Genomic DNA, 12009 nt, shown 5'->3' on the forward strand with positions numbered 1-12009 from the left:
AATTATCCTCCTATTCTGGCATTAAAATTATTTTTTTCGAATCTAAGTCTTATCGCTTCCATCCTGTCCATGTCCGGCGCACTGTAGCTGTCGCCTTCGTAAGTCATGCCCATTCTTTCGTACTTGCTTTTTCCCGTGTTGTGATAAGGAAGCAGATTTACCTTTTCTATCTTGAGCTTCTTAAGAAAATCTATGACTCTTCCAATATGCTCATCATCGCTGTTTACCCCTTCTACCAGCGGCATCCTTATATTTATTTTCGCCCCTTTTTCACTCAGCTTTTCGAGATTTCCAAGAACCATTTCGTTTCCCTGACCTGTGAGCTCTCTGTGAATCTCATTATCCATATGCTTGATATCATAAAGGAATGTGTCTACATAAGGCAGGATCCTCTCAAAGTTTTCAAATACCGCATGTCCGCATGTATCTATGTTTACACGATATCCCAGCCTCTTGCATTTCTTCAGTATCCCAAGTATGTAATCCATATCCTGAGTCATTACCTCTCCGCCCGAAAGAGTCACTCCCCCACCTGACTGTTCATAGAACATCTTGTCTTTTTCTATTTCCTTCATTATTTCATCTACAGTATATGTTTTTCCCGCTATTTCTCTCGCATTTCCTATACATGAATCGGTGCAGGTGTCGCAGAAATTGCATCTGTCAGCAGATGTCGAAATTATTCCATCTTTTACAGATATCGCTTTCTGAGGACATTTCTCTATACAACTTCCACACTGAACACATTTTTCCGTATTATGCATCACATCGGGACGATATGACTGGCTTTCAGGATTGTGGCACCATTTGCACTCCATAGGACATCCCTTGAAGAAAACTGTAGTCCTTATTCCTTCACCGTCATGAATAGAATACTTCTGTATGTTAAATATGAGATTTTCCATTTTTTCCCCTTTTATTCATATCTGCAGGTATATATTGTTTCCTGCGCAACCTTCACATCAAATTTTTCATTTGCAGGCACTATGAACTGCTCGCCTTTTCCTATTGTTCTCTTCTCGCTCTCGCCTGGAAGAAGCACTTCAAGCTCTCCACTCACTACTGTCATGAACTCTTTTTTAGATGTGGAAAACACGAATTCTCCAACCGCCATTACTCCAACCGTGAGCTCTCCCTCTGAGTTGCTGCATCCTATCGATTTTACTTTTCCATCAAAATACTCGTTCACCTTAAGCATTTTTATTCTCCTTTTTATTTTCATGTTTGTGAAATTATCTACTTCATGCTTATATAATATTTCATTTTAATGAACTTGTCAATATGTTATCAATATGTTTCGTTAAATTTTTTTCATAAAAAAACTGCATACCTGACAAATGTCAGATATGCAGCATTATATTATTTTTCAGTCCTGTAAGGTCTCAAATTAGTCAGCAAGTATTGCAACAACTACTCCTGATCCTACTGTTCTTCCACCTTCTCTGATTGCGAATCTTAGTCCTTCTTCGATTGCGATTGGAGTGATAAGCTCAACTATCATGTTTACGTCGTCTCCTGGCATTACCATCTCTACTCCTTCTGGAAGTGTGATGTCACCTGTAACGTCTGTTGTTCTGAAGTAGAACTGTGGTCTGTATCCTTTGAAGAATGGAGTATGTCTTCCACCCTCTTCCTTCTTAAGAACGTATACCTGAGCTTCGAACTTTGTATGAGGCTTGATTGATCCTGGCTTCGCCATAACCTGTCCTCTTTCGATCTCGTCTCTTGCTACTCCTCTAAGAAGTGCTCCTATGTTGTCTCCTGCCTGAGCCTGATCAAGAAGCTTTCTGAACATCTCTACTCCTGTTACTACTACTTTTCTTGGAACTTCTGTAAGTCCAACTACTTCTACTTCGTCAGATACTTTAAGGATTCCTCTTTCTACTCTTCCTGTTGCAACTGTTCCTCTACCTGAGATTGAGAATACGTCCTCTACTGGCATAAGGAATGGCTTGTCTACTGCTCTTTCTGGCTCTGGGATATATGAATCGATTTGCTCGAAAAGCTCTATTATTCTGTCGCCCCACTCGCTGTTTGGATCTTCAAGCGCCTTAAGTGCTGATCCTCTTATTATTGGAGTGTCATCGCCTGGGAATTCATACTCGTTAAGAAGCTCTCTTACTTCCATTTCTACAAGCTCAAGAAGCTCTTCGTCGTCTACCATGTCGCATTTGTTAAGGAATACTACGATGTATGGTACTCCAACCTGTCTTGATAGAAGGATATGCTCTCTTGTCTGCGGCATTGGACCGTCTGCTGCTGAACAAACAAGGATTGCTCCGTCCATCTGAGCTGCTCCTGTGATCATGTTCTTTACGTAGTCAGCATGGCCTGGGCAGTCAACGTGTGCGTAGTGTCTGTTTGGAGTCTCGTACTCAACGTGTGACGTTGATATTGTGATTCCTCTTTCTCTTTCTTCTGGTGCCTTATCTATTTTGTCAAAGTCTACTGCTGCTCCAAATCCGTATCTTGTGTGAAGTGTTTTTGTGATAGCTGCTGTAAGTGTAGTTTTACCGTGGTCAACGTGTCCGATTGTTCCAACGTTAACGTGTGGTTTATTTCTTTCGAATTTAGCCTTAGCCATTGTTTTATTCCTCCTCAAAGAATTGTTAAGTAAGTTTGTTCTTGATTTTTTGGAGCTCACGAGCGGATTCGAACCGCCGACCTCCGCCTTACCAAGGCGACGCTCTGCCGACTGAGCCACGTGAGCACAATTACCCTTTATATTTTATATAAATACAGTGGCTTTTGTCAATAGTTTATTTACTTTTTTGCCCGCCTCATATAACTTCATTCTATCATTAATACGGAATTTTTACAACCAGAAATTTTGTATTCATTTACTTCTGCGTTTCTATAAGCTCTCCCGTTGTAGAATCTATTATAAATCCTCTCACAACTATGTTTGTCGGAATAAGTGGATGCGTCTTCAGTATATTGACGCTTTCTCTTACAGAGTCCTCTGCGCACTCAAAACCGCTCAGCCAGGATTCAAAATCTATGCCACAGTAGTTTATAAGGCCAAGGGTCTCTTCTGACACGCCTCTTTCCTTCATCTTATCAATGAGTTTTGCGCTGTCCATGTGCTGAACTCCGCAGTCCGTGTGGCCAATAACCATTATCTCTTCCACGCCCAGATCATAGATTGCTACGATAAGGCTTCTGACAACGCTGCCGAAAGGATGCGCAATTCCTCCGCCGGCATTCTTTATAATCTTAACATCGCCGTTTTTTATTCCGAGCGCTTCCGGAAGAAGCTCTGTGAGCCTTGTGTCCATGCATGACAGAATGGCTATCTTCTTGTCAGGATATTTATTTGTTATGAATCTGTCGTATCTCTTTTCCTCCACGAATGCTCTGTTGTGCCTGAGTATTTCTTCTATCATTCTTTCTCCTCTGTTTCTTTCCTGAAAATCAAAAGGCCTATACTCCTTTCAGAATATAAGCCGGTCAGCTGAAGTATTAAGAATATTATACAGAAATCTGATGATTTTACAACAGAAAATTTAAGTCTTATTCTACAAACACCTTTACTCTTTCGTTTATGTCCATGAACTCCTTGTCTCCCGGAGGCGTGACTATATTTCCAAAAGGCATCTGCGCAGTCAGCTTCCATCCCGCATCGAGTCCCCATTCTTCCCGTACTGCCTCCTCTATCAGCTCGTTATAGTGCTGGAGAGATGCGCCGAGGCCTTCCTGCTCGAGAGCTACCCACACAGAGTGCTGGGCCATTCCATTCGCCTGGTCAGCCCATATCCCGAAATTCCTGCTGTAAAGAGGAAATCTCTTCTGGAGTCCTTCTGTCGTAGTCGAGTCATCAAAGAACAGCACAGTAGCATATCCCGCCTTGAAGGCATTTACTTTTTTCTCTGTAGGCTCAAACTTCTCAGGAGCAACTATTTCTCTCAGCTTTTCCATGACGATGTTCCATAGCCTGTCATGATGATTTCCGAACAGCACAACAGCTCTTGCGCTCTGTGAGTTGTATGCCGACGGAGTATGCCTGAGGGCTTCTCTTACGATTTCTGATACAGTCTCATTCGAAATGCTTACTTCTCTTCCTATTGCATAATGAGATCTCCTGTTTTCAAGTGCTTTCATGAACTCCATAACGCGTCCTCCTGTTTTCGTATCATTATTAATTCTATTTTAATAACACAATGTATCGATGCTTAATTTTACTATACCCCCTAAAAAAAATTTTTAAACAAAATAGTCATTGTGATTAATATAATAAACGTTTTCTCGCTTTTTCAGTAGTTGCAATATTCAAAAAATATAGAAAAATGTGTTGACTTTTTTTCTAAAAGATTTATACTGTTAATAAATTCAAATTCAAAAACGATGAATGGAACGAGTAACATTGATATGTACCTGTAGAGAGCTGTCGAAATGGTGAAAGACAGCGGTAATGTCTATGTGAATATCCTCCATGAGTTGTCCGCCGAAATGTAATCAAAATAAGCGAGACTGGTTTGCACCCATTAACGTGCACGGCATTGTCTGATGCCTGAGAGGCTGCATAGTGCAGCAAAAAGAGTGGTACCGCAGAGCTTGTTCCTCTGTCTCTTTATTTATCCATCGCAATTCTGCGAAGGATTTGAGACAGTGGATTTTTTTTACCCTTAAAAATTGTCAGAAAATTATTTAAATATTACACTTTTAAAAAAGGAGGTCATTAAATGCAGTTAACAGGATCACAGATAATAGCAGAAGTGCTGTTGGAACAGGGAACAGATACGATTTTCGGATACCCGGGAGGAACAGTCCTCAACATATACGATGAACTATACAAATACCAGGACAGGATATCACACGTCACAACTGCACATGAGCAGGGAGCTACTCATGCTGCAGACGGATACGCAAGGTCTACTGGTAAGACAGGAGTAGTACTCGTTACATCAGGACCAGGAGCTACCAATGCGGTCACAGGCATCGCTACTGCATATATGGACTCTATCCCCATGGTGGTTATAACAGGCAACGTATCATGCGATCTTATTGGAAAGGACAGCTTCCAGGAGGTTTACACCGAAGGTATATCATTCCCTATAACAAAGCACAGCTTTGCAGTCAGAAAGGTCGAGAATCTAGCTGACAACCTCAGAGATGCTTTCAGGATAGCAAAATCAGGTAGACCGGGCCCTGTGCTTGTGGATGTGCCAAAGGATATAACTGCTCAGAAATGCGAGTTCGTTTCAAAAGCAGCAGAAGCTGCAAGAACTAAGAACCTGTATACGCAAGATCAGATAAAAGAGGCCGCAGCGCTTGTGAATAACGCCAGAAAACCTCTTGTATATTACGGCGGCGGAGTTGTATCGGCAGATGCCTCAGAGATTCTGTATGACCTGGTTCACAAGGCAAACCTGCCTTCATGTCATACAATCATGAGCTCTGGAGTGCTCAGCTACAGCGATCCTCTGAATATCGGGATAGTTGGGATGCATGGCACAGTCTCTGCAGGGCTTGCAGTAAAGAACTGTGACCTTCTCCTTGCAGTAGGTGCACGTTTTTCAGACCGGGTTGCAACTGATGTGAGCAAATTTGCAAACGGAGCTAAGATAGTGCACATAGATATAGATCCAAGTGAAATCAACAAGAACGTTCAGATAGACGTAGGCATCATAGGAAACATGCACGACGTACTTAATGACCTGCTTCCTCTTGTAAAACCTGCCGAGCATAATCAGTGGATGGATCAGATAAACATTTGGCAGGAGGAGCTAGACTACAAGCCAGAGGACTCAGACGAGGTAATAAAGCCTCATCAGCTCTTCTCCGTTCTTGAGAAAGTAACTGATTCAAACACTATAATCGCCACAGACGTAGGACAGCATCAGATGTGGGCATCTCAGTACTGCGGAAGGACAAAGCCTAGATCATTCCTTACATCGGGAGGTCTTGGGACAATGGGCTACGGGTACGGCGCCGCTATAGGTGCCAAGATAGGGAATCCGGACAGCAGGGTTATACACATAACAGGCGACGGCAGCTTCCACATGAATCTCAACGAGCTCTGCACGACTGTAAGCTATGAGCTTCCGGTAATAACCATAGTTCTCAACAACTCAGTTCTGGGTATGGTAAGGCAGTGGCAGACCAAGTTCTATGAAAAGAGATACTCATGTACATCTCTTGAAAGAAAGACTGATTTCGTTAAGGTGGCCGAAGCCTTCGGAGGGACTGCATACAGAGCCTCTACGATTTCAGAATTCGAAAAAGCGCTCGAAATGGCGCTTGAAAACAAAAACGGCCCGACAGTTATAGACTGCATTATCGACAAGGATGAATCTGTATTCCCTATGATACCTGCAGGAAAATCAATAGATGATGTAATGCTTGCATAGAAAGGAGACTTAGCATGAAGAAGTATGTACTTGTCATGATAGTTTATGACCATCCCGGAGTGCTGGCAAGGATTTCAAGCCTTTTCTGCCGCAAGGGATTCAACATAAATTCAATAACTACGTCCACGACTACAGAGGACGACATATCCAGGATGACCTTTTCAGTCATAGCAGATCAGGACTCAGTAGAGTCGCTGATAAAGCAGACAGAGAAGCTTGAGGAGGTTCGAAAGACCTTCGTGCTCGAGGATGACTCGTCGCTTTTCAGAGAGCTGCTGCTCCTGAAGGTCAAGATAAGAGACGCTCAGGTGACCAATGTCAAGGAAATCGCAGAGGTATTCGGGGCAAGGATCCTCGACCTGAATGTAGATTCCATGATACTGGAGCTTACCGGAAAGGAAAGCAAGATAGATGCCTTCCTTAATGTGATGAAGGGCTATGAAGTTATAGAATCATGCCGCACCGGAGTCACAGGAATGGAAAGAGGAAGCCTGACAAGCTCCACAGACGTGAAGGAAACACTATAGGATAAGCTTTGTTTAAAAAATCAAACTATATTAAAACTAATGGAGGAAAAGAAAATGATAAAAATGTACTATGAAAAGGATTGCAATTTAGATTTACTTAATGGAAAAACTGTAGCAGTTGTAGGATACGGATCACAGGGACATGCCCATGCCTTAAACCTTAAGGAAAGCGGAGTAGACGTTGTGGTAGGTCTTCGAAAAGATTCTCCAAGCCGCGCTAAGGCTGAAGCTCAGGGCCTCAGAGTTGCAGAGGTGTCAGATGCGGTAAAGCAGGCTCAACTGGTTATGGTGCTTCTTCCAGATGAGAGACAGGCCGATGTATACTACAGCGACATAGCTCCAAACCTCAATGACGGCGACTGCCTTATGTTTGCTCATGGATTCAACATCCACTTCCTTCAGATAACGCCTCCTGAAAATGTAGACGTTGTAATGGTAGCTCCAAAGGGACCTGGCCACACGGTAAGGACGCAGTATCAGGAAGGAAAAGGCGTGCCTTCACTTATCGCTATCCATCAGGATTATTCAGGAAAAGCCAAGGATCTTGCTATGGCATATGCTGCAGGAATCGGAGCTGGAAGAGCCGGAATACTTGAAACTACATTCAAGGAAGAGACTGAGACAGACCTTTTCGGAGAGCAGGCAGTGCTTTGCGGTGGAGTTACAGAGCTCATGAAAGCAGGATTCGACACTCTCGTAGAAGCAGGATATGCTCCGGAGATGGCTTACTTTGAATGTATCCACGAAATGAAGCTTATAGTTGACCTGATAAATGACGGCGGATTCGCCATGATGAGATACTCTATCTCAGACACAGCTGAGTACGGAGACTACAGGACTGGAAGAAGAATAATCACAGAGGACACAAGAAAGGAAATGAAGAAGATCCTTTCAGAGATACAAAGAGGAGAGTTCGCAAGCGAATGGGTTGCTGAGAACAAGGCTGGAAGAAGAGCTAAGTTCCTTGCTACAAGAAGAGTTGAAGCGTCACACCCGCTTGAGGCTGTAGGCACACAGTTAAGAAACATGATGAGCTGGCTTAAAAAATAGGAGGCATATATGGAACTTAGAAGTCATCAGGTTACAAAAGGGGCTGAAAGAGCCCCCAACCGTTCTCTTTTCTACGCGATGGGATATACCGAGGAAGAGCTTTCCAGACCACTCATCGGAGTAGTTTCTGCTCACAGCGAAATAGTACCGGGACACATACATCTCGACAAGATCGCAGAGGCAGTCAAGGCAGGAATAAGGATGGCGGGCGGTACCCCTATCCTGGTTCCTGCAATAGGAGTATGTGACGGAATCGCCATGGGACACGACGGAATGAGATATTCCCTTGCCTCAAGGGAGCTCATAGCAGACTCTGTAGAGACAATGGCGAACGCGCACTGCTTCGATGCCCTCGTTCTTGTTCCAAACTGTGACAAGATAGTGCCGGGAATGATAATGGGAGCAGCCAGGATCAATATTCCTTCAATAGTGGCCAGCGGCGGTCCTATGCTCGCAGGCAAGGTCGGTGAAAGAGAAGTAAGCCTCTCCGTGCTGTTCGAGGCGGCCGGAGCAAGAAAGGCAAATCTGATAGACGACGCAGAACTTGCCGAGTATGAAAACAATTCATGCCCTGGATGCGGCTCATGCTCAGGCATGTACACGGCCAACAGCATGAACTGCCTGTCAGAGGCGATCGGACTTGCGCTTCCGGGAAATGGAACCGTGCCTGCAGTGCACAGCCAGAGGATACAGCTGGCAAAGAAAAGCGGCATGAAGATAATGGAGCTTCTTGAGAAGAACATCAGGCCAAGAGACATCCTCACTCCAGATGCCTTCAGGAATGCACTGTGTGCGGAAATGGCACTTGGCTGCTCAACAAACAGCGTGCTTCATCTTCTCGCCATAGCTCACGAGGCTCAGGTAAAGCTGGATCTTGAGCTCATAAACGAGATAAGCAACCTGGTTCCAAATCTGTGCCATCTTGCCCCTGCAGGAGAGGCTCATATTCAGGACCTCAACGAGGCCGGCGGAATAAGCGCTGTATACAGCGAGCTTGTGAAGAAAGGCTTCATAAACACCGATGTCATAACTGCAACCGGAGCAACCCTTGGCGAAAATCTCAGGGGAGCATACAACAGAAAGCCTCAGATCATAAGGCCTATAGAGAATCCTTACAGCGAAAACGGCGGAATCGCGATCCTGTGGGGTAATATCGCAAAGGACGGCTGCGTAGTAAAAAGATCCGCCGTGGCGCCCGAGATGATGACTCACACAGGCCCTGCAAGAGTATTCGACAGCGAAGAGGATGCCATAGAGGTAATCTACGGCGGCGGCATAAATCCCGGAGATGTAGTTGTTATAAGATATGAGGGTCCAAAGGGCGGTCCAGGCATGAGAGAGATGCTCAACCCTACTTCGGCGCTTGCCGGAATGAAGCTTGACAAGGAAGTCGCGCTCATAACAGACGGAAGATTCAGCGGGGCATCAAGAGGAGCCTCCATAGGCCACGTATCCCCTGAAGCTGCCGAGGGCGGAAACATAGCTCTCATAAGAGAGAACGACCTCATAGAAATAGACATCCCTTCAAACAGCATAAATGTAAAGGTTTCAGATGAAGAGCTTGATCAGAGGAGAAAGAGCTTCATACCTAAGGAGCCGGTTGTAAAAACAGGATGGCTGGCAAGATATTCAAGACTTGCCGGATCAGCAAATACAGGAGCGGTGATGATATAATGCATGATCTTGAAAGGCTTTACAAAAAAACTCAGACGCTTATGATCTTCAGGAGCCTCCTCGAGGATAAGGCCGTAAACAGGCTCTGCCTGCTGATAAGGAATCTGTGCAGCGCAGGAGAATCTCAGAGAATGCTCAGCCTGGACAGTCAGGCTGAAACCCTCAGCCTCTACAGCGAATTCGTGCTCTCACTCTACGAGAGCGGCAGAGGCGACCTGAGCGACCATATCCTGGAGCTCGTACTGAATGACCAGAACATATACAGCAAAGAGGCATCGCAGAAAAGAGAAGTCCCAGCTTCTCTTGAAAAGTGCCTTTTGGAGGAACTTGACACTCTGAGCCAGCTGTCACTTGTCAGCAGCGATTTTCTGAGGCATAAATCAGGATATGACGGTTTCCTTCCTGAATACTCTGTGACTCAGCATGATTTCAAAAAGCTCTACCTGGAAAGAATTTCCCAGATTCACCAGAAGGGCTTTGGAAAATTTGCACTGCACAGCACGTTCATGCTTGAAGGCGATATCCTGATTCCCGTTCAGAAGCCTGATGCGACATCGCTGTCGGATCTGATGGGCTACCGCGCTCAAAGAAGGCAGGTAGTCGAAAATACCAAGGCGCTGCTGAGAGGAATAAGCTCAGCCAACATACTGCTTTACGGAGATGCGGGCACAGGCAAGTCAGCGACGGTAAAGGCCCTTGCAAATGACATGTTCGGCGAAGGACTGAGACTGATTGAAATAAAGAAGTCGCAGTATTCCCGTATCCCGAGGCTTATAGACGAGCTTTCGACAAACCCGCTTAAATTCATACTGTTTATAGATGACCTCTCCTTCAGCAGAGATGACGATGACTTTTCTTCCCTTAAAGCCATCCTTGAGGGCTCCGTATCCTCAAGATCCGATAACATAGTGATTTATGCGACAAGCAATCGAAGGCATTTCGTAAAGGAATCGTTCTCAGACAGAGACGGGGACGATCTTCATTTCAGCGACACAATGGAGGAAATCTCCTCCCTCAGCGACAGATTCGGACTTACCATAACCTTCTCAAGGCCTGATAAGGATGAATATCTGCGCATAGTATCGGAGCTTGCAGCCAAAATGCAGCTTGACATAGCTCCTGATCAGCTAAGCGTAAAGGCAGAAGCATTTGCAATCAGGCGAAGCGGAAGGTCTCCAAGAGTGGCAAAGCACTTTGTCGAGCTGATGAGCAGCGGAGTGATAAGCTGAGCATGATATTGTAATATCTCGCCCGTTACGGGCGCAAAAAAAGAAGCAGATTCCTTTTATGGATCCGCTTCTTTTTTATCTATTCCTTCTTTTATCTATTTCTATGCTCTCCTCGCCCGGACTTATTCAGCCCTCGCCCATATATAATCTTCCTTCTCAAGCAGCATATGGCCTGATTCATAGGCTCCTCCGTCAACGGTTACCGAAATCTTCTCGCTGTTTCCATAGGATCTCAGGGTATCCGCGAGGCTCTGGAGTATGAGGGACTCATAGTATGAGCCTGCGTTCATTTCCGTTATAAAGCTTCTGCTAAGGTCTATCCTTGCGGTGGATGTCTCCTGATCAAAGTACATGCTGTTTATCTCCGAGCTGCCTGCAAAAACGGTCAGAGCATCAGATGGAACGCTGTCCCTATATGACTGTACGAGAACCTTCTCAGCGCTGTCGTTTGTCCCAAACTCAAGCTGAGCATCCACGCTTATTATGTTTTCCTGCGCATCCGGATAATAGAGCTTTACATCCTGAGTAAGCCGGAAGTCGCTTTCTATGCTTTCAAGGGCCGATATGACCTCATAGTCGTCTCCTGAGAACACCGATTTTACGAGTCCTGTGCCCTTCACATAATAATCGAAGGTCTTTGAATCTTTATACTCAGTAGTCACTTCTATGGCCTTGTAGCTTCCTGAAGGAGTTTCCACATCCATGTCCATTCCTGTTATCGTCCTTTTTGAGCCATCCTCGAGAATCCATGAGGTGCCCTCAGCGAGAGGCTTCATAAGGATGACATCCTGTGAATTGTTCTCCCTGTGAGTCAGGTCCTCCCTGTGATATGTCTCGCCCTGGCTGAAAGTCCTTATGAGCTTTTCGCCATCAAACCTGTATACGCTTGCCATTACAGTCCCACCATTGTCCGTCCTTATCTGGAGTGCATCATCATACCTGTAGTCGGCCCAGGCGCTGTACTGCGCATATTCCATGCCGGTGCCCTCGTAATTATATCTGGCATTGTCGATTGGCAGTATATAATCCTCAAGATTAAGCTCCTGAGCATCTGCGGGAGGCGGATTATCCGGAGGGCTGACATCATCCGGAATTCCCGGCTGCAGTATCCCCGAGCACCCTGACAAGACGATCAGCACGCTCAGGAAAATCGCCACTTTGGTTAAATTTTTTTTCATT

General features: G+C 45.1%; 10 protein-coding genes, 1 tRNA gene, 2 pseudogenes and 1 other annotated feature. Of the genes and pseudogenes, 6 read left to right on the forward strand and 7 right to left on the reverse strand.

What is annotated here, in order from left to right; all coding sequences use genetic code 11:
* Positions 1-2 precede the first annotated feature (2 nt).
* From AC4PGZ_RS09040 to AC4PGZ_RS09055, 4 genes are all read right to left on the reverse strand, one after another.
* Positions 3-905 (reverse strand): trans-4-hydroxy-L-proline dehydratase activase, encoded by a 903-nt coding sequence (locus tag AC4PGZ_RS09040; RefSeq protein WP_492158312.1) that lies wholly within the window; start codon positions 903-905, stop codon positions 3-5.
* Between the two features lie 11 nt (positions 906-916).
* Positions 917-1198, reverse strand: coding sequence for a pyrimidine/purine nucleoside phosphorylase (ppnP, locus tag AC4PGZ_RS09045; RefSeq protein ID WP_492158313.1), 282 nt, complete (start codon positions 1196-1198; stop codon positions 917-919).
* 189 nt (positions 1199-1387) lie between these two features.
* Entirely contained in the window at positions 1388-2584 is a 1197-nt protein-coding gene (gene tuf, locus AC4PGZ_RS09050) for an elongation factor Tu (protein WP_492158314.1), read from the reverse strand.
* 50 nt (positions 2585-2634) lie between these two features.
* Positions 2635-2710: transfer RNA gene (locus AC4PGZ_RS09055), tRNA-Thr, on the reverse strand.
* 101 nt (positions 2711-2811) lie between these two features.
* On the opposite strand from AC4PGZ_RS09055, the pseudogene AC4PGZ_RS09060 reads away from it, so the two are divergent.
* Positions 2812-2919: pseudogene (locus tag AC4PGZ_RS09060) on the forward strand (hypothetical protein); the annotation flags it as partial.
* Here the strand turns inward: AC4PGZ_RS09060 and AC4PGZ_RS09065 are convergent.
* Positions 2880-3386: pseudogene (locus AC4PGZ_RS09065) on the reverse strand (beta-class carbonic anhydrase); the annotation flags it as partial. The pseudogenes AC4PGZ_RS09060 and AC4PGZ_RS09065 sit on opposite strands and share 40 nt — an antisense overlap.
* A 127-nt stretch (positions 3387-3513) precedes the next feature.
* The gene (locus tag AC4PGZ_RS09070) at positions 3514-4110 is read right to left on the reverse strand and encodes a nitroreductase family protein (RefSeq protein ID WP_492158315.1); all 597 of its coding nucleotides are present in this window, start codon (positions 4108-4110) and stop codon (positions 3514-3516) included.
* A 225-nt stretch (positions 4111-4335) separates the two neighbouring features.
* Positions 4336-4573, forward strand: a binding site (T-box leader).
* 109 nt (positions 4574-4682) lie between these two features.
* Between AC4PGZ_RS09070 and ilvB the strand changes: the two genes are divergently transcribed.
* The 5 genes from ilvB to AC4PGZ_RS09095 are packed head-to-tail and all read left to right on the forward strand — an operon-like array spanning position 4683 to position 10830.
* Entirely contained in the window at positions 4683-6350 is a 1668-nt protein-coding gene (ilvB, locus tag AC4PGZ_RS09075; protein WP_492158316.1) for a biosynthetic-type acetolactate synthase large subunit, read from the forward strand.
* Between the two features lie 14 nt (positions 6351-6364).
* Positions 6365-6877, forward strand: coding sequence for an acetolactate synthase small subunit (gene ilvN / locus AC4PGZ_RS09080; RefSeq protein ID WP_492158317.1), 513 nt, complete (start codon positions 6365-6367; stop codon positions 6875-6877).
* A gap of 54 nt (positions 6878-6931) precedes the next feature.
* Complete coding sequence (ilvC, locus tag AC4PGZ_RS09085; protein ID WP_492158318.1) at positions 6932-7927, forward strand: ketol-acid reductoisomerase; 996 nt, start codon at positions 6932-6934, stop codon at positions 7925-7927.
* 9 nt (positions 7928-7936) lie between these two features.
* On the forward strand, positions 7937-9601 hold the full coding sequence (gene ilvD / locus AC4PGZ_RS09090) for a dihydroxy-acid dehydratase (RefSeq protein WP_492158319.1): 1665 nt from the start codon (positions 7937-7939) through the stop codon (positions 9599-9601).
* Positions 9601-10830, forward strand: coding sequence for an ATP-binding protein (locus AC4PGZ_RS09095; protein ID WP_492158320.1), 1230 nt, complete (start codon positions 9601-9603; stop codon positions 10828-10830). Before ilvD ends, AC4PGZ_RS09095 begins: the two co-directional genes overlap by 1 nt.
* Before the next feature lie 122 nt (positions 10831-10952).
* Here the strand turns inward: AC4PGZ_RS09095 and AC4PGZ_RS09100 are convergent, their stop codons facing one another.
* Complete coding sequence (locus AC4PGZ_RS09100) at positions 10953-12008, reverse strand: GerMN domain-containing protein (RefSeq protein WP_492158321.1); 1056 nt, start codon at positions 12006-12008, stop codon at positions 10953-10955.
* Position 12009 lies beyond the last annotated feature (1 nt).

This window comes from Proteocatella sp. QWL-06, assembly GCF_058684135.1.

Bases quoted from the DNA above. Each gene is read 5' to 3' on its own strand.
- ilvD (WP_492158319.1), top strand. From the start codon at position 7,937: ATGGAACTTAGAAGTCATCAGGTTACAAAAGGGGCTGAAAGAGCCCCC.
- ilvN (WP_492158317.1), top strand. From the start codon at position 6,365: ATGAAGAAGTATGTACTTGTCATGATAGTTTATGACCATCCCGGAGTG.
- tuf (WP_492158314.1), bottom strand. From the start codon at position 2,584: ATGGCTAAGGCTAAATTCGAAAGAAATAAACCACACGTTAACGTTGGA.
- AC4PGZ_RS09070 (WP_492158315.1), bottom strand. From the start codon at position 4,110: ATGGAGTTCATGAAAGCACTTGAAAACAGGAGATCTCATTATGCAATA.
- ilvC (WP_492158318.1), top strand. From the start codon at position 6,932: ATGATAAAAATGTACTATGAAAAGGATTGCAATTTAGATTTACTTAAT.
- AC4PGZ_RS09095 (WP_492158320.1), top strand. From the start codon at position 9,601: ATGCATGATCTTGAAAGGCTTTACAAAAAAACTCAGACGCTTATGATC.
- AC4PGZ_RS09040 (WP_492158312.1), bottom strand. From the start codon at position 905: ATGGAAAATCTCATATTTAACATACAGAAGTATTCTATTCATGACGGT.
- ilvB (WP_492158316.1), top strand. From the start codon at position 4,683: ATGCAGTTAACAGGATCACAGATAATAGCAGAAGTGCTGTTGGAACAG.
- AC4PGZ_RS09100 (WP_492158321.1), bottom strand. From the start codon at position 12,008: ATGAAAAAAAATTTAACCAAAGTGGCGATTTTCCTGAGCGTGCTGATC.
- ppnP (WP_492158313.1), bottom strand. From the start codon at position 1,198: ATGCTTAAGGTGAACGAGTATTTTGATGGAAAAGTAAAATCGATAGGA.